Source organism: Pseudomonas sp. LB3P25 (assembly GCF_054897985.1).
In genome coordinates, this window is record NZ_CM142711.1 from 2,983,847 (window position 1) to 3,000,379 (window position 16,533).

General features: G+C 58.9%; 14 protein-coding genes and 1 pseudogene. 7 read left to right on the top strand and 8 right to left on the bottom strand.

Annotated elements, in window-relative coordinates; genetic code table 11:
• Positions 1 to 11 precede the first annotated feature (11 nt).
• The gene (locus tag ACYZTW_RS13550; RefSeq protein WP_462005287.1) at positions 12 to 1,322 is read right to left on the bottom strand and encodes a flavin-containing monooxygenase; all 1,311 of its coding nucleotides are present in this window, start codon (positions 1,320 to 1,322) and stop codon (positions 12 to 14) included.
• A gap of 160 nt (positions 1,323 to 1,482) precedes the next feature.
• Positions 1,483 to 2,757, bottom strand: coding sequence for a flavohemoglobin expression-modulating QEGLA motif protein (locus ACYZTW_RS13555; RefSeq protein WP_462005288.1), 1,275 nt, complete (start codon positions 2,755 to 2,757; stop codon positions 1,483 to 1,485).
• Between the two features lie 179 nt (positions 2,758 to 2,936).
• Here ACYZTW_RS13555 and ACYZTW_RS13560 point away from each other — a divergent pair, with 179 nt between their 5' ends.
• Genes ACYZTW_RS13560 through ACYZTW_RS13570 form a run of 3 tightly spaced genes read left to right on the top strand, consistent with a single transcriptional unit; the run spans position 2,937 to position 6,300 of the window.
• Positions 2,937 to 3,599, top strand: a complete 663-nt coding sequence (locus ACYZTW_RS13560; protein ID WP_462005289.1) for a hypothetical protein — start codon at positions 2,937 to 2,939, stop codon at positions 3,597 to 3,599.
• A gap of 42 nt (positions 3,600 to 3,641) precedes the next feature.
• Positions 3,642 to 4,463 (top strand): polyphosphate kinase 2, encoded by an 822-nt coding sequence (gene ppk2, locus ACYZTW_RS13565; protein ID WP_462005290.1) that lies wholly within the window; start codon positions 3,642 to 3,644, stop codon positions 4,461 to 4,463.
• A gap of 49 nt (positions 4,464 to 4,512) precedes the next feature.
• Positions 4,513 to 6,300, top strand: coding sequence for a SulP family inorganic anion transporter (locus ACYZTW_RS13570; RefSeq protein WP_462005291.1), 1,788 nt, complete (start codon positions 4,513 to 4,515; stop codon positions 6,298 to 6,300).
• Between the two features lie 16 nt (positions 6,301 to 6,316).
• Here ACYZTW_RS13570 and ACYZTW_RS13575 read toward each other — a convergent pair whose 3' ends face one another.
• From ACYZTW_RS13575 to ACYZTW_RS13585, 3 genes and pseudogenes are all read right to left on the bottom strand, one after another.
• On the bottom strand, positions 6,317 to 6,685 hold the full coding sequence (locus ACYZTW_RS13575) for a DUF5064 family protein (RefSeq protein ID WP_462005292.1): 369 nt from the start codon (positions 6,683 to 6,685) through the stop codon (positions 6,317 to 6,319).
• A 484-nt stretch (positions 6,686 to 7,169) separates the two neighbouring features.
• Positions 7,170 to 7,535 (bottom strand): hypothetical protein, encoded by a 366-nt coding sequence (locus ACYZTW_RS13580; RefSeq protein WP_462005293.1) that lies wholly within the window; start codon positions 7,533 to 7,535, stop codon positions 7,170 to 7,172.
• 187 nt (positions 7,536 to 7,722) lie between these two features.
• Positions 7,723 to 8,264, bottom strand: a pseudogene (locus tag ACYZTW_RS13585) (DinB family protein).
• A 256-nt stretch (positions 8,265 to 8,520) separates the two neighbouring features.
• Here ACYZTW_RS13585 and ACYZTW_RS13590 point away from each other — a divergent pair.
• Together ACYZTW_RS13590 and ACYZTW_RS13595 are read left to right on the top strand one after the other, a co-directional pair.
• Positions 8,521 to 9,000: a VOC family protein gene (locus ACYZTW_RS13590; RefSeq protein ID WP_462005294.1), complete on the top strand. Its 480-nt coding sequence runs from the start codon at positions 8,521 to 8,523 to the stop codon at positions 8,998 to 9,000.
• Positions 9,001 to 9,142: 142 nt separating this feature from the next.
• A complete protein-coding gene (locus ACYZTW_RS13595; protein WP_462005295.1) occupies positions 9,143 to 11,728 on the top strand; it encodes a bifunctional diguanylate cyclase/phosphodiesterase in 2,586 nt (861 codons plus the stop codon).
• 178 nt (positions 11,729 to 11,906) lie between these two features.
• On the opposite strand, the gene ACYZTW_RS13600 is transcribed toward ACYZTW_RS13595, so the two are convergent.
• Entirely contained in the window at positions 11,907 to 12,332 is a 426-nt protein-coding gene (locus ACYZTW_RS13600) for a hypothetical protein (RefSeq protein WP_462005296.1), read from the bottom strand.
• 198 nt (positions 12,333 to 12,530) lie between these two features.
• On the opposite strand from ACYZTW_RS13600, the gene ACYZTW_RS13605 reads away from it, so the two are divergent.
• On the top strand, positions 12,531 to 12,902 hold the full coding sequence (locus tag ACYZTW_RS13605; RefSeq protein ID WP_462005297.1) for a PH domain-containing protein: 372 nt from the start codon (positions 12,531 to 12,533) through the stop codon (positions 12,900 to 12,902).
• An 81-nt stretch (positions 12,903 to 12,983) separates the two neighbouring features.
• Positions 12,984 to 13,406 carry an HD domain-containing protein gene (locus ACYZTW_RS13610; RefSeq protein WP_462005298.1) on the top strand — a complete coding sequence of 141 codons (423 nt, stop codon included), beginning with the start codon at positions 12,984 to 12,986 and terminating at the stop codon, positions 13,404 to 13,406.
• 230 nt (positions 13,407 to 13,636) lie between these two features.
• Here ACYZTW_RS13610 and ACYZTW_RS13615 read toward each other — a convergent pair whose 3' ends face one another.
• Positions 13,637 to 14,545, bottom strand: coding sequence for an alpha/beta fold hydrolase (locus tag ACYZTW_RS13615; protein ID WP_462005299.1), 909 nt, complete (start codon positions 14,543 to 14,545; stop codon positions 13,637 to 13,639).
• A 116-nt stretch (positions 14,546 to 14,661) separates the two neighbouring features.
• The gene (locus ACYZTW_RS13620; protein ID WP_462005300.1) at positions 14,662 to 16,338 is read right to left on the bottom strand and encodes an MFS transporter; all 1,677 of its coding nucleotides are present in this window, start codon (positions 16,336 to 16,338) and stop codon (positions 14,662 to 14,664) included.
• Between the last annotated feature and the right edge of the window lie 195 nt (positions 16,339 to 16,533).

Consider the following 16,533-nt stretch of genomic DNA (forward strand, 5'->3'; position numbering starts at 1 on the left):
TGAAGAAGAAATTAAGCACTGACCGTTGTTTTATGGGCGACCGGGGCTGCTTCAGCCTCGCGTTGCGCGGCATCGTGGTAGTCGAGGTATGAACGCTGGATGGCGATGTGATCAGCCACGTACTTGGCGTCGTGCCAAACGCCCCAGATGAACGAGGAACCGCGACGGGACTGCCACGGCAGGCCGAGGAAATACACGCCAGCTTCGCTCGACACGCCGCGCTGATGCTGCGGCTTGCCGTTGTCGTCGAAGGCATCAACCTTGAGCCAGCTGTAATCCGTGGCAAAACCGGTGGCCCAGATGATCGAAGTCACGCCGGCCTTGGCCAGGTCGAGCTCAAGGATCGGGTTGGTCACGCATTCCGGATCGGAAAAGGTAATGCGCGCTTCAGGTTCTTCCGGCAGGTCCAGGCCATTGCGTTCGATGTAGGCGTCAGCCGCGTTGAGCAGTGCCAGATAGTTCTCGTCACCGCGCGCCAGGTTGTCGGCAAGGTTCGGTTGAAAAGTCGCTACGCCGCCGTTGAACGATTGGGTCAAACCCACCAGCGTCATACCGCGATGGGCCAGCCCACGGAAGTCCACCGTACGGCCGCCATGTGCACCGCTCACCGCGATGGTGACGTGTTCCCGGCCAGGTTTCATGGCCGCCTGATCCCACTCACCCAGCACACCCAACCACCAGCAGAAATCACGGTTGCGATACGCGCGGGGAGGGCGATCGTGTGCGCCGACCGAGAGGTAAACCTTCTTGCCGGCACGCTGCAACTCATCGGCGATTTGCACGCCTGACGAACCGGCGCCGACGACCAGAACAGCCCCTTCAGGCAGTTGCGCTGGATTGCGGTATTCGGCCGAGTGGATCTGGGTGAATGGCTGATCTTTCGGCGCAATCGGCGGGATAACCGGACGCTGGAAAGGCCCGGTGGCGGCCACCACGCGGTTGGCCTCGATCACGCCTTCAGAGGTTTCAATGGTGAAGCCCGGGCGACCGACATTGCGCTCAACCTTCAGCACGTCCACGCCGGTGCGGATCGGGGCGTTGAATTTCTTGGCGTAGGCTTCGAAATAGTCGGCGACCCGCTCTTTCGGGGCAAAGTCGTCGGGGCTGAGGTCGTCGAAATCGAGACCGGGAAAACGGTCGTGCCAGGCCGGACCGTTGGCCACCAACGAATCCCAACGCCCGGTGCGCCAGCGCTCGGCGATACGGTTGCGCTCCAGCACCAGGTGCGGCACCCCGAGTTTGCTCAAGTGTTCACTCATGGCCACGCCAGCCTGACCGGCGCCAACAATCAGCGTATCTGTTTTTATTTTTTCAGTGGTCATCTCTATACCCTTCGAAGTTGGATTTAGGTCGGTAACGGCCTGCCATTTCTTGGGGTCAAGACTAGGGATCACCCTGGTATCGGTAAAATATTATTAAGCTGGCATTTGAGTATAAATAACTGATGCAGAGCGTTTGGTTCGGTGGCTCTCCCTTTAAACGCTAGGCGCTGGCATCGGCTTCATGCTCGTCGGCGAAGGCCATGAGCACCTCCAGATCGAGTACATCCAGCTTGATTCGGGAAATAAAAGCGGAGAACGCCAGGTTGGCGGCGAGCAGACGCAGATCGGAGGCCCAGGCCGGGACATGGACCGGCCCCTGGAGCCAGCCGGACTCGAAGAGCGGGGCCAGGCGAACGGTATCCCCCAGGCTGATGCGCCCGGCGAACAGATGGCCCACCAGTTCCGGCCGGTTGTCGCGGATCGCGATGCGCAGCAGGGTATGGACACCGAGCAAACCGGTCAGGTAGGCGGCATCCTTGGTGAATGCCGAACCGCCGCGCAGGTCGGCGCCGCGGAAAACCCGCTGGGTCGAGCGGAAGGATTCCTCTTGCGACTGACCGGCGGCGAGAAAGCCTTCGAATACCTGGATGAAATCGGCGCCATCCAGCGCCTGCTGGACCGCGAGCACGCGCAGGGCGAGGCGGCGCAGGCGGTTGATGTCCATGCTGCCGGTGAACAGCTCGGCCAGGGTGGCGATGCCTTCCTGAGTCTGGGTCGTGCGTGGCGCCCCCAGGCCCAGGCTTTTGAGGTTGGGTTGGAGCGCGCCGTTTTGTGCCGTGGCGACATGCACGAAGGCCTCATGCTGCAACAGCTGGTTCTTGTCCAGTTCCGAGAACAGGGCGCTGGCACGCAGGCGGATGCGACTGGCCCCGGCGATGGCCTTGGCAGCCAGGGTCGGATCGAGCACGACCGTGATCCGGCCCGGTCCGAAGAAACGGTCCAGTTCCGGCTGCATCCAGGCGGCGAAGACCTCGGCCGGGATTTCGGCCGGGCTCGGTGGAATCCGCGCACCGCCCAGAAGGGCGTCGGTGGTCTTGAGGAAGAATTGGGCCGCGTCCAGCATGCTCAGTTTCTGGTTCTGGTAGTAGAAGTCCGGGCGCCGGTACAGCGCTGACGAATACTGCGTAAAGGCGGGTGTGCCGATGGCACCGAGCATGTGCCCCGCCGTGGCATAGCTGCGCGCCGTCATGGCGAGGTAGCGCCCGGCCGGATGGCCCTCATCGCAGCGGTCGGAAAAGGCTTGCAGGGCGGCGATGTCGGCGCTGTGGTCGCGCGGGCGCAGTTCGACCTTGGGCAGTTCCGCCTGCCCGGCGCGCCAACGCGCCAGGAATACTTCCTCGACCCCATCCGGCCAAGCCAGGGCATCCAGCACGCGGATCTTGCGGGCCAGACCGGGCAGGGCGGCATCGAGTTCGGACAGGGGAGTGGTGCTCACAGAAATCACCTTGGGAGACGAGGTTCATCGCAAAAGTTTAGTCGTTGTCGATGCATCGCGTTGTGAGAGGTCACGTCTGAACTAAGCTCTTCTGTGTGCTTGCGGAGGCAGGGTTTTGGCCATCCCGGCACGGCTGAAAACCAGGGCCACACTGACGCAGCCGTGGCGAGGATGAGCGCATGCAAAGCACTGGAGAGCAAAAGCGGGCCCGTGTACTTGATCCGGTCGATCGCGTCACGGAGGTCATCTTTGGCCTGCTCATGGCAATGACCTTCACCGGAACCATCAGCGTGGCCACGTCTGGCCAGGAGGCGGAGCGCACGATGATGATCGCCGCGCTGGGTTGCAACCTCGCCTGGGGACTCGCGGACGCCGTGATGTATTTACTGCGAACCCTGATCGAGCGGACACGCAACCGTACGCTTCGTACTCACCTGCGCGATGCGACCGATGCAGCCGCCGGGCAAGCGCTCATTGCTGAGGCGTTACCCCCGCGTCTCGCAGCAGCGGCCGGCCCTGAAGAACTGGAATCGTTGCGTCGCCGCCTGGTCGATTATTCATCCATGCCGGTACAGCCGCGCCTCGGTTGGGATGATTTCAGGGGCGCTGGCGGCGTTTTCCTGTTGGTGGTGTTCTCGACATTCCCGCTTGTAGTGCCGTTTCTGTTGCTCGACCAGACGGCGCTCGCCGTGCGCGTGTCTAACCTGGTCGGACTCGGGGTGCTGTTCATCGCCGGTTGGATGCTCTCGAAGTACGCCGGCGCAAAACCGTGGCAAGGCGGTCTTGCGATGGCAGTCACCGGCGCTGTGCTAATCACCGCGATCATCGCGCTCGGCGGATGAGCAGATTGCAACCCTACGCTGTTTATTGGTGAGGTCTCGATCATGGCAAAGGACAAGAAAAAAGCCCCTAAGAGTAAATCTGCTGAAAGCCCGAAACTGAAAAACAAGGATTATCTTGAGCAGCTGCGCGGCCTGCACGTCGAACTGGTCAAGTTACAGGAGTGGGTAAAAGCCAAGGGCATCAAGGTCTGCATCGTTTTCGAGGGGCGTGATGGCGCGGGCAAGGGCGGGACGATCAAGGCGCTCACCGAGCGCGTCAGCCCGCGTGTCTTTCGAGTGATTGCGCTACCAGCGCCGACCGATCGAGAGAAAAGCCAGATGTATGTGCAGCGTTATCTGCCGCACCTGCCCGCGGCCGGCGAAGTGGTGATCTTCGATCGCAGTTGGTACAACCGGGCGGGCGTCGAGCGGGTGATGGGGTTCTGCACCAAAGAGCAGGTTGCCGGTTTCCTGAAGGCAATCCCCCTTGTAGAGCGCGCGATCGTCGACTCGGGCGTGATCCTGCTCAAGTATTGGCTGGAAGTCAGCGAAGAAGAGCAGACCCGCCGGCTTCAGGCGCGCATCAAGGACGGACGCAAAACCTGGAAGCTGACCCCAATGGATCTCAAGTCATACAGCCGCTGGTATGACTATTCACGCGCGCGTGACGACATGTTCAAGGCGACCGACACCGAACATGCCCCATGGCTGGTGGCCAACTCGAACGACAAGCGGCGAGCCCGCCTTAACATCATCACCGATTTGCTCAGCCGCATCCCGTACAAGGAAGTCGAACACGAGAAGGTGATATTGCCCAAACGGCAGAAGCCTGGCGGCTATCGCGACCCGGATTATCCGCACCGGCGAGTGCCCGAAAAATTCTGACGGACACGTTTAAGCGAATCTGCGCTGTACACCTATAGGCCACAGCTCTATGAGCGATTCGGATGCTTCGCCTCCCGTCCCGGAACCGGGCCGGATTGCACGCCGGGATAGCGGCGACAGAACGGGCTGGGGTCGCTGGCTTCCAGGACTGCGCACGCTGCGCGGGTATCAGGTTGCCTGGTTGCGTCACGACATCATGGCCGGGCTGGTGCTCACCACGATGTTGGTGCCCGTCGGCATCGCCTACGCCGTGGCATCGGGCGTACCCGGCATCTATGGCCTCTACGCGACCATCGTTCCGCTACTCGCTTACGCATTTTTCGGGCCTAGCCGGATTCTGGTGCTGGGCCCGGATTCCTCACTGGCCGCCGTTATCCTTGCGGTCGTCCTGCCTTTGTCCGGAGGCGACCCACATCGCGCCGTCGCCCTTGCGGGCATGATGGCGATCGTTTCAGGAACCGTGTGCATCCTGGCGGGCATCATGCGTTTGGGCTTCATTACGGAGTTGCTGTCCAAACCGATCCGCTACGGGTACATGAACGGCATCGCGCTGACCGTATTGATCAGCCAACTGCCCAAAGTTTTCGGTTTTTCGATTGAGTCCCACGGCCCGCTGAGAAACATATGGGCCATCATCACCGGGGTGATGGTTGGAAAAACCAACTGGACCGCGTTCATGACCGGCGCAGCCACCTTGGCCGTGATCCTGCTGCTCAAGGACTACAAGCGCGTGCCGAGCATTCTGATCGCGGTGGCAGGGGCGACCGTCGCCGTCGGTGTGCTGGACCTTGCCGCGCGCGCGGGAGTGTCGGTCCTCGGTTCTCTTCCTCAAGGTTTACCTGCGTTCGCCCTCCCTTGGATCACCCGCGCCGATATTGTCCCCGTGCTCATCGGCGGTTGCGCCGTTGCCCTGGTGTCGTTCGCCGACACCAGCGTACTCTCTCGTGTCTATGCGGCACGGACCCGTACCTATGTCGATCCGAACCAGGAGATGGCAGGGCTCGGTTTTGCCAATCTGGCGGCTGGATTTTTCCAGGGTTTTCCAATCAGTAGCAGTTCTTCACGTACCCCCGTGGCCGAAGCCGCAGGCGCCAAAACCCAGTTGACCGGGGTTGTCGGCGCGTTGGCCGTTGCCCTGCTGCTGGTGGTGGCGCCGAACCTGTTGCAGAGTTTGCCCAACAGCGCACTGGCAGCGGTCGTGATCGCGTCGGCCATCGGCCTGATTGAAGTGGCCGACCTGCGGCGCATTTATCGTATCCAGCGCTGGGAGTTCTGGTTGTCGATCGTCTGCACCGTCGGCGTGGCCGTGTTCGGTGCGATCGAGGGCATCGGCCTGGCCATCGTGATCGCCGTCATCGAATTTCTGTGGGATGGCTGGCGGCCGTATTCCGCGGTGCTGGGGCAAGCCAAGGGTGTCAAGGGTTACCACGACATCCGGCGTTATCCCGACGCGAGCCTTATCCCCGGCCTGGTCCTGTTTCGCTGGGATGCGCCGTTGTTTTTCGCCAACGCCGAACTGTTCAATGACCGAGTACTCGACGCAGTGGTGGCATCGCCTACGCCCGTGCGCTGGTTGGTCGTTGCGGCGGAACCTGTCACCAGTGTGGACGTGACCTCTGCCGACATGCTGGTTGAACTGGACGAAACCTTGCACGCGGCGGGCATCAAGTTGCGCGTGGCCGAGATGAAGGACCCGGTCAAGGACAAGCTGAAGCGATTCGGGCTCTTCGCACGGCTTGGCGAAACGGCGTTCTTTCCCACCATAGACGATGCAGTCGACAGCTACCTCGTGATCCATCCGGTGGATGGGACGGGTCGGCAGGACGAGGCGCGCTGAGGGGCATTGGCGTCACTCAGCGACGGTCTTTCTCAGCGTTATCCAGATCGACTGGATCGCCCGGTTTGACGCCGAGCTTGTCGCGAATATCCTCGAACATCGCGTCGTATTCTGTGTGCCCGCGCATGATGAGACTGGCATTGGCGGGCACTCCATGCTTGGCCGCAGCCTTTGCCACGCGGCTGGCAAAGTTGAAGGCAGTATCGCGGTGCATATCGAATTCTTCAGTGAAGCTTTTACCTGATACCTCTCCGTCCATCTTGAAGTGCATCAGCATGCCTTCCTTGGGGTCGCGGCGGACTTCATAGAAGACATCAATGTTGTACTCCGGGACTCCGGGAGTGCCAGGAGGATTAGTACGATTCAGACGACCGGGCGTGAACATGGGAGGCTCCTTTTCGGGTGGATGGCTACCTTCTTGGAATCGGCTGGATTCGAGGTTCGATTGAGGCCAAATGACTGGGATATCAGTCCATGGAAATCGCATTGATGGAGCGTGTTCCATAGTGTGGTGCTATCAATGAGAAGCAGCGCAAATCCCCTTTAGAGCTTAGGTGATTGCTTGGGGTTTTCTACCGTCAAGGTGCACGAAAAGAGTACCCAGGCTGAAGGGGCAGCGCCGGACAACGACTTTCAGGAGCAACCGGAGCCGACGTATCTACTGGACAGCGGGGAAGATCGGATTGAGGTGCGCGCGTTGATTGAGTGGCTTGCAGAGGAATTACGTAGTGAAAGCTGACAGCTCGATTCCGCTATTGTTGACGCGAGGTAAAGGACGTCCTCACGCGCCTGCCGATGCAGCGGGCGAGTGAGATTTGCGAGTGGCTACCGCACAGATGGACGCGCAATTATCGAAAAATCCTTAACCGCTACGCGGCAAGCTCGACGTAGCTCGACTCCCCGCCTCCCGTCGCGCCCGACAACCAACCCCATACGAAGGTCAGAGTGGTACGTCCTGCGTGATCAACGCCTACCGTGCCACGCGACCAGCCGGCAAGCATCTCGCCATCCATCGTTAAGCACTGATAAAGAAGCTCAATGGTATCGGGGCCTGTCGCGCGCCCGACTTGATGACCCATGCGGATTCGGCCGCCTTGGTAAGTGCCCGAAATGGCATTGTCTTCGACATGGTAATGAAACACTGTGCCTGCACCGGATAGCCCATGGGCGTTGTCCGCTACCGTAAATCGGCGATTGTTCAAACGCTCGCTGATTTGAGAAAAGGGAATTTCCATAAATGTCGCGTCCTTTAGTCGAGATGTTCCATTCCAGTCTTCGATTATCTTAAGCCAGTTTGTTGCGACTGATGAAGACACTGCTTTGGCTATCTCTGGAGTTGTGAACTCTCGACGATGGACGGCTTACGACAGAAGACCAGGCCAAAAGTCTGCCCAATGATCAGGTGCCTGGTGACGAGTTTTTTTATACGCAGGATTGGGATGGAATGAGAAAGACTAAATCTGTATCAACTATGTCAATACCAGCCTGTGAAAGCAGCGTAGTAACCTGGCCACGGTGATGGGTTTGATGGTTGAAAAAATGCATGACCAGACTGTAAAAATCCTTATCGGACACTACACCCTTCATGCTGGCGTAATGGAGAGTGTGGTCTAGATCGGACTCTGTAATAGAGTGAGCCCATTCGACGATTATCTGATCGAGTCTCTCTCGATGCACTGAGAGTTCTGGAATAGTAGAGAACAACAATTGGTCGAGGCTTTCCGGATCGCAAAGTTGCCTCACCGGCTCTAGTGCCGAGTGGTCCGCTGGATGCTTGGCAATCGCTTTAGCCACACAGTGTCTCCGATTGCCACGTGGTTTAGCGTCCCGAGAATAGACTTGAAGAACGCTTTCCTATCGGCTGAGAGCTCATCATCGGACAAGCAACTGGTTGCCCCATAGATCTTTGCGTTCATCCATTTGTTATAGGTCGCCATCAGGCAGATGTGGTCGGTGCGGCTCATGTGTTCATCCTTTTAGTATGTGTTCGCACACTCCATGCGAGGCCGGGATGTTATCGCCTCCAATGCGGAGCAGCTACTGGAGTTGGCAGACCAGGGACTCGGGCGCTGATGCACCCACTGGCTGCATTTGAACGGTGGCTGCCATTGGCAATCGATCGCGCAAGCGCGTCATCCCAGGGTGACGCCAGTTGCCAAAGCCGTGCCGCTGAATGCGCTGCTAAAATGCACGAACCCGTTCCAATTCTGGAGAACCAAGATGATCAGCAAAAACACGATTTGCCTCTGGTACGACGGCACCGCGTTGGACGCTGCGACGTTCTACGCCGAGACGTTTCCCGACAGCGCTGTGGGAGCGGTCCTTCGCGCGCCTGGCGATTATCCGGCGGGCAAGCAGGGCGATGTCTTGACGGTTGAGTTTACGGTGATGGGCATCCCTTGTCTCGGACTGAATGGGGGCTCGGCGATCAAGCACGACGAGGCTTTTTCGTTCCAGGTTGCGACCGACGACCAAGCCGAAACGGACCGCTTGTGGAACGCGATTGTCGGAAATGGCGGCCAGGAAAATGTATGCGGCTGGTGCCAGGACAAGTGGGGAGTGTCATGGCAGATCACACCACGCGTTCTGACCGCCGCGATAACCAATCCTGATCAAGCAGTGGCCAAGCGCGCGTTCGACGCCATGATGGAGATGGGAAAGATCGACATCGCTGCGATTGAAGCGGCTGTTAAGGGTTAACCAACGCAGCTTGGGGCTGGGCGCTCAGACAGGTCGGGTGCGGGGTGATATGCCTGGGAAGACGCATGGGCACTCACCCTTCAGCAACTGCGGCCGATAGCTTGATATGCAGCCGACTTGCCTCAACGACCAGCGGGAATCTATGTCGAACAACCTCTACTCTATTGCCCGCTCCCCGATCGATCGTTCAAGCGTAGCGCTGGCACGCGCCACGCTGTTCAAGTTTGTGGGGCTCTTGGCGGGTGTTTTTTTCCTTGCCAGCTATTCACTTGTTTATCTGGCGCATGATTTAGACCGAGCGGAAGAGGTCGAAAGTGCTTTCTACACGAAGAAGGCCATGCAATCGCTGGAAAAATCGTTGCTGTCGACCGTCAAGGATTACGCATTTTGGGGCGATGCTTACAAGCACCTGCATGTTGAAATGGACGCTGACTGGGCGTACGTACGACAAAACATCGGGACAACGCTTTACACGGATTTTGGATTTGGGGGCGTGTTTGTCGTCAACGACGTCGATCACACTGTTTACTCTGTGGTCAAGGGTGAGTTGAAAACGGTTGAAGTCGAGGAGTGGCTCGAGCAGTCCATTGACGCGATTCTCGTAAAGGCTCGTGAAGGCGCGGAAACAGAAACACCGACGACGGCCTTCATTGTCGTTGGAGGCGTACCCGCCTTGATCGCGGCAGCGGCGATTACGCCGGGAACTGACCCGACCGTGGTGCCTGATGACAGGTCGCCGTCGGTGTTGATGTTCGTAGACATTCTGGACAGCGCCAAACTCGAGGCGATAGGCAGGGATTACGGGGTAGATGGCCTGCACGTCGCCACCTCCGACGAAATGGGTAAAGCGTCTATCTTTCCATTGGGCGAGAACGGTACTGCCGGCAGTTTGCACTGGAGTCCGTCCAGGCCAGGTCTGCGGTTATTGGGGCTGGGATTGCCATTGATCGGCGTCGCCGCGCTGTTGGTGTGCCTGATGACCTGGGCCATCTTGCGTCGCACGACCGCGGGTGCACAGGCGCTTGACGCCAGCTATACATCGCTGCAAAGCAGTCAGGCTGCCCTCGCCACCAGCGAAGCGCGCTTTCGCGATGTCGTTGAAGCCAGCTCGGACTGGGTATGGGAAATAGACGCTGGTTGGCGTTTCACCTATCTATCCGAGCGATTTGAGGATGTAACAGGGCTCTCCAGGGATGCCTGGATTGGTGCGGCGATGGATGATCTGTTGAGCACCGAATCAGGCACGTTATCTCAGTGGCTCAGCATCCAGAACCGTCGCCCGGATATCAGTGTTCAGTGCCGATACGTCGATACGAAAGGCCAAGAGCGAATCACTCGTCTTTCGGCGCGAGAAATGGCATGTGGAGGTTTTCGGGGTACTGCAACTGACGTCACGGAGGAAGTCAAAGCCCGTCGAAGAATCGAATTCCTCTCACAGCATGACGCGCTTACCGGATTGCCTAACAGGACACGGCTTCAGGAGTTTCTTGACGGCAAACTCAAGGCTTTGCCAACGGTAAAGCAACCTCTGGTCATGCTCAGTCTGGACCTGGATCGATTCAAGCCAGTGAATGATCTGCTGGGGCATGCGGCAGGTGATCGGGTACTTAACGAAGTGTCGAGCCGACTGGCTGACTGCGTTCGCCACGGGGACCTTGTCGCCCGGGTCGGGGGGGATGAGTTTGTGCTGATCCTCACCGATGTAAGCTCCCAGGAAGAAGTCGAGGCGCTATGTCGCCGCCTGATCGAGTCCATTGAGCGGCCTATAGCGATCGATGAGCAGGAAGTGTTCGTCGGCGCCAGTATTGGCATCGCAATGGCGCCAATTGACGCTCGCGAGGTTACCGAGCTGCTTCGCTATGCGGATATCGCGTTGTACGAGGCCAAGGCCGGAGGTCGTAACACTTGGCGCTTTTACGCGGGCGATATGAACGCGAAGATCATTGAGCGCCGCCGTTTGGAAAGCGACCTGCGTTTCGCGATCAAACACGGAGAGCTGCGGCTGCATTTCCAGCCGCGCTATCGCATCGCTGATGGTCAGATGGTCGGTGCCGAGGCGTTGGTAAGGTGGCAACATCCTGAGCGTGGTTTGATATCACCAGACACATTTATCCCCATTGCTGAAGAAAGCGGACTGATTCTTTCTTTGAGCAACTGGGTAATCGATACCGCCTGCAGGTACGCTGCGCGGTGGCCGGAAAGTCTGTTCGTATCCGTTAATCTGTCACCGATCGAATTCAAGCGAGGCAATTTGGTAGAGCGCTTGCAGAAAATACTGTTCGACTCTGGAATCGATCCTGCCCGAGTAGAGCTGGAAATTACCGAAAACGTCATGCTCGAAGATGCGCAAGGCGCGCTTGAGATGATGCGTACGCTCAAACGCCTCGGCGTGCGCATAGCCATGGACGACTTTGGAACGGGATATTCTTCGCTGAGCTACCTGCGCACCTTCCCGTTCGATGGCCTGAAAATAGACCGCAGCTTTTTAAACAGGCTGGGTGAAAGTGAGGGTGATCAGTCGATCATCCAGGCCATCGTGGGCTTGGGCCGTGCGTTATCGCTTACCGTTACCGCAGAGGGAATTGAAACAGCCGAGCATTTGAAGTTGCTGAAAGCGGTGTCGTGTGACGAAGGTCAAGGCTATTTCTTGAGCCGGCCGCTTGATACTTCCGCGTTCAACGCTTTGGTGGGAGTCAGAGAACGTACATGTACCAAAATCAACGTTTAAGGCGCAGTACTGACAACAGGCCTGTCGTGCGTAGCTGATCGAATGAGCTTGCGAGACGCTTCCCGTGGTAGGCGTTGCAAATGCGTCGGTATTGCCGCGTGATCAATGAGATTGGCATACCGTGTCAGGCAACTCGCTTGCATTCCGATGGTGAAGGCGCTTTTACGTTCTTGAACAGCTACTGCGCTTTCCAGTGACCACCACCCGACTCGCAATCAATTTTCGCCTGACTCAAATGCTCAGCGCCGTAGTAATACGTAGTGACTTGAGCGTTGTCGGGAATATTGAGTGATTTGCTGTTCTTGTCCTTGCTGGTGGAATGAGGATTGGCCAACGACTCTTGCGTCAACGTGGCAATGCAGGTGGCCTGATAGCGATCGGCACACTGATCGACTTTTTTCTTGGTGCTGGTCAGCATCTCCTTGCTCTCGTTGCTGCATGACCAATCGATAGCGTTCACCGGCATGCCTTCGTACTCATAGCAACTATGCGTTTCGACCACCGGCACGGAAGGGCTTTGGGAGCGGGTCAGCACGTCACAGCCTTCAGCCATGACCAGGGTGGGACTCAGGCTGGCGAGCAGAAACAGCAGTCTACTGTTCATCGGGATTTCCTCTCCAATGGCGCCTTACTGGATCAAAGATCAGCGCTGATAGGGTTTCGAAAGCGCGATGAGGCGCAGGGTTCCATTGGTTTTTTAGATCCGCTGTGGGAGGGGCGCAAAAAGCGCAGGCCCGATGGTATGCTCGCCGCGCCACGCGCTGGCAATCCAGGGAACACTCTTTAAGGAAGGGAATGGCGGATGATCGATTTCAACAACAAGGGCTTCTTCAAACTCAAGCAAAACAACGAGTACGCAGAGCGAGTCACCGCGCTGCTGCTGGACGGCGAGCAGGTCATTGATGCCTATAAATCCATGCGCGACGGCGTGGTGTTTACCAATAAACGAATCATCGCGGTCAACGTACAAGGCATTACCGGCAGCAAAAAAGACTTCACCTCGCTGCCTTACAAAAACATCGTCGCTTACTCCGTGGAAACCTCGGGCACCTTCGACCTGGATTCCGAACTGGAAATCTACTTCTCGGCGCTGGGAAAAGTGAAGTTTGAATTCACCGGGAAGACGTCGATAGTCGAGATTTCGAAGCTCATCTCACAGCATCTGTTGGGTTGAGTTCGGATTTACACGGGCATTGCGGCGAAGAGGCTTACCCCCTCGCCGCAATGCGAACGCCGATTACCCAGGGAGAACGACATGAGCCAGACACTGGAACGCGCCATTGCCATCGCCGCCACTGCGCACGAGGGCCAGGTCGACAAGGGCGGTAGCCCTTACATCCTGCATCCGCTGAAAGTCATGCTGCGGGTCACGACGCTGGAAGAACGCATTGTCGCGGTGCTGCATGACGTGGTCGAAGACTGCGCCATCAGCCTTGATGACCTGCGCAAGGAAGGGTTCAGCGAAGCCGTTCTGACGGCCATCGAATCGGTCACCAAAGTGCCGGGTGAGTCCTATGAAGCCTTCGTCGAACGCGCGGCGCAGAACCCGATAGGCCGGGTGGTGAAGCTGGCGGACCTGGAAGAGAACAGCGACTTGTCGCGGATCGCGCAGCCGTCGTGGGAAGACCTGGAGCGCGTTGAAAAATATCGGCGTGCGATTGGCGTGTTGCGTTCCTGACGAGCCGAACAAATAGATCCGTCCCCATTTCCCCCCATTTCCCGTTTCCATTGCGCCTCGCACTGTGTAGCAGCTTGGCGAAGCCTGCGTTCGGCTGCGAAGCAGTCGTAAAACCTGTGCACACGGTTTTCCTGAGGCATCGCATTGCCTGGACATCACGACTGCTTCGCAGCCGAACGCAGGCTTCGCCAGCTGCTACACGGTGCGAGTTGCGGCTCAAGTCACTCAAATTACTGCGCAATAAACTCGCGAATCGCTCGAATGGTCTGCGTTGGCGCTTCCTCCATCAGCCAATGTCCCGCCCCCGGAATCACCACCTGCGTAACCGTGTCCGCTGCATTGCGCATCACGACCGCTTCATTCTCCGCAAAGGATTTTTCCCCGCCGACGGCCAGCACTGGCATCGTCAGCCGCGTCGCCATCGACGCTTCGTTGTCCACTGCGTCCTGACGAATGCTGCGGAACTGGGCGAAGGCCGCGTGCATGGCACCGGGCCGGGCATAGAGTTTGGCGTAATGCTGACGGGTGGCTTCATCCACCTTGGTGGGGTCGCCCGCGAACTCGTTCCAGAAGCGGTCGAGGTAGATGCGCTCTCGACCGGCGACCAGGCGTTCGGCATCCGCTCCGCCGAAGTCGAAGTGCCACAACATCGGTGAGCGGACAATGTCGTTCCAAGGGGGAATGCCCGGCACCGGCGCATCCATCACCACCAGGCGGTCGGTCAGCTGCGGATAGCGCGTGGCGTAGGCGAAGGCGACCATGGTGCCGATGTCGTGGCCGATGACCACCGAGTGCTCGATACCCAGCGCCGCCAACAGCGCGCGGATGTCGCCCGCCTGGGTCTTCTTGTCGTAGCCGCCGTCCGGGATCGACGACAAGCCCATACCGCGAAGGTCCGGCACGACGACGGTGTGATCCTTGGCCAGATCGGCGGCCAGTGGCGCCCACATGTCGCCGGTGTCGCCAAAGCCATGCAGCAGCACCACGGCGGGGCCCTTGCCGCCGACGCGCACATGGAGCGTGGCGCCTTCGACCGGGATGTCCTGAATCCGAAAGGCAGCAGGAAATGGCGTCACCCCGGCCTGTGCCGGGATGCTGAGCGCTAGCAGGATAAAAGCGCTTAACAGGATGCGGATCATGACGGTGCCCCCCATCAGTGCGCGGGGAAGGAACCCCGAAGCCATGTGGATGAGCGTAGACCGTTTGATCGTCTCTGGATTGCCCTCTCCCTGGCAGGAGAGGGCGGGTGCCAGCCTTATGTGTGATGAATTTCCCGATCCTTGGTTTCCGGCAGGAAGAACGTGCCAAGAATGGCCGTCATCACGGCGATGACGATGGGGTACCAAAGCCCGTAATAGATATCACCCGTGGCCGCGACCATGGCAAACGCCACCGTGGGCAGAAAACCGCCGAACCAGCCATTGCCGATGTGGTAGGGCAGTGACATCGAGGTGTAGCGGATGCGCGCCGGGAATAGTTCCACCAGCCAGGCGGCGATCGGGCCGTAGACCATGGTCACGTAGATCACCAGGATGGTCAGGAGCAGCAACACCATCGGGTAGTTGGTCTTGGCCGGGTCGGCTTTCTCGGGGTAACCGGCGTTCTTGAGGGCGGTGCCGAGGGTGGCGGCGAAGGCGTCGTTCTTGGCCTTGAAGTCGGCCGCCGGCATGCCGGTGCCCTCGAAGCTCGGGATCACCTTGTCGCCGATGCGGACCTGCGCGACGGTGCCCGGTTCGGCCTTCTCGTTCTTGTAGGGTATGGCTCTCTTCGCCAGCACCGTCTTGGCGAGGTCGCAGGAACTGTTGAATTTGGCCTTGCCCACCGGGTCGAACTGGAACGAGCACTGGCCGGGGTCGGCGACCACCGTGACCGGGTTCTTCTCCTGCGCGATGAACACGTCGGGGTTACCGAATTCGGTCAACGCATGGAAGATCGGGAAGTAGGTCACTGCTGCCAGGATGCAGCCGGCCATGATGATGCCCTTGCGGCCGATACGGTCGGACAGGCTGCCGAATATGACGAAGAATGGCGTACCAATCAGCAAGGAGCCGGCAATCAGCAAGTTGGCGGTCTGCGGGTCAATCTTCAGCGTTTGCAGCAGGAAGAACAGCGCATAGAACTGCCCGGTGTACCAGACAACAGCCTGGCCGGCAGTGCCGCCGAGCAGGGCCATGATCACGATCTTGAGGTTTTCCCAGCGGGCAAAGGATTCGGTCAGCGGCGCCTTGGAGGACTTGCCTTCGGCTTTCATCTTCAAGAACACCGGCGACTCGCTGAGTTGCAGACGGATGTACACCGAGACGATCAGCAGCAGGATCGACAGCAGGAAGGGAATCCGCCAGCCCCAGGCCTCGAAAGCTTCTGTGCCGAGGATCGTGCGGCAGGCGAGGATCACCAGCAGCGAAAGGAACAGGCCGAGGGTCGCGGTGGTCTGGATCCACGAGGTGAAGTAGCCGCGCTTGCCTTTCGGCGCATGTTCGGCCACGTAGGTCGCGGCGCCGCCGTACTCACCGCCCAGGGCCAGGCCTTGCAGCAGGCGCAAGGAGATCAGGATGATCGGCGCCGCCACGCCAATGGTCTCGTAGCCAGGCAGAAAGCCCACCACGGCGGTGGAGATACCCATGATCACAATGGTGATGAGGAAGGTGTGCTTGCGCCCGATCATGTCACCCAGTCGGCCGAACACGATGGCGCCGAAGGGGCGTACCGCAAAACCTGCGGCGAACGCCAGCAGCGCGAAGATGAAGGACGTTGTCTCATTGACGCCGGCGAAGAAGTGCTTCGCAATAATCGCGGCGAGAGAGCCGTAAAGGTAGAAGTCGTACCACTCGAACACGGTGCCCAGGGACGAGGCGAAAATGACCTTGCGCTCCTCCTTGGTGATCCCGTGGTGGGGCGCGCTGCCCGTGGATGTGTTGTCGATTGCGGCCATGAGTCTTCTCCGTCGTTCTTGTTGTAGGCCGGAGTACCTCACTACCTTTTTTGCCGCACCCAGGCCCTGGGGCTGATGTCGTCGGATTACGGATTGCGCGAAGCATGCACACAGGCTGATGGCCTCGCATCGCTGCAAGGTTTCTTGAAGCATAATCGGCTTCGCGCAGATATCCACTCGCCATCACGCTCAACC

What these genes read in the sequence shown, in the direction of transcription:
- ACYZTW_RS13560 (WP_462005289.1), top strand. Translation starts at nt 2,937, where the DNA reads ATGCAAAGCACTGGAGAGCAAAAGCGGGCCCGTGTACTTGATCCGGTC.
- ACYZTW_RS13580 (WP_462005293.1), bottom strand. Translation starts at nt 7,535, where the DNA reads ATGGAAATTCCCTTTTCTCAAATCAGCGAGCGTTTGAACAATCGCCGA.
- ACYZTW_RS13615 (WP_462005299.1), bottom strand. Translation starts at nt 14,545, where the DNA reads ATGATCCGCATCCTGTTAAGCGCTTTTATCCTGCTAGCGCTCAGCATC.
- ACYZTW_RS13575 (WP_462005292.1), bottom strand. Translation starts at nt 6,685, where the DNA reads ATGTTCACGCCCGGTCGTCTGAATCGTACTAATCCTCCTGGCACTCCC.
- ACYZTW_RS13590 (WP_462005294.1), top strand. Translation starts at nt 8,521, where the DNA reads ATGATCAGCAAAAACACGATTTGCCTCTGGTACGACGGCACCGCGTTG.
- ACYZTW_RS13620 (WP_462005300.1), bottom strand. Translation starts at nt 16,338, where the DNA reads ATGGCCGCAATCGACAACACATCCACGGGCAGCGCGCCCCACCACGGG.
- ppk2 (WP_462005290.1), top strand. Translation starts at nt 3,642, where the DNA reads ATGGCAAAGGACAAGAAAAAAGCCCCTAAGAGTAAATCTGCTGAAAGC.
- ACYZTW_RS13600 (WP_462005296.1), bottom strand. Translation starts at nt 12,332, where the DNA reads ATGAACAGTAGACTGCTGTTTCTGCTCGCCAGCCTGAGTCCCACCCTG.
- ACYZTW_RS13570 (WP_462005291.1), top strand. Translation starts at nt 4,513, where the DNA reads ATGAGCGATTCGGATGCTTCGCCTCCCGTCCCGGAACCGGGCCGGATT.
- ACYZTW_RS13595 (WP_462005295.1), top strand. Translation starts at nt 9,143, where the DNA reads ATGTCGAACAACCTCTACTCTATTGCCCGCTCCCCGATCGATCGTTCA.
- ACYZTW_RS13610 (WP_462005298.1), top strand. Translation starts at nt 12,984, where the DNA reads ATGAGCCAGACACTGGAACGCGCCATTGCCATCGCCGCCACTGCGCAC.
- ACYZTW_RS13605 (WP_462005297.1), top strand. Translation starts at nt 12,531, where the DNA reads ATGATCGATTTCAACAACAAGGGCTTCTTCAAACTCAAGCAAAACAAC.
- ACYZTW_RS13550 (WP_462005287.1), bottom strand. Translation starts at nt 1,322, where the DNA reads ATGACCACTGAAAAAATAAAAACAGATACGCTGATTGTTGGCGCCGGT.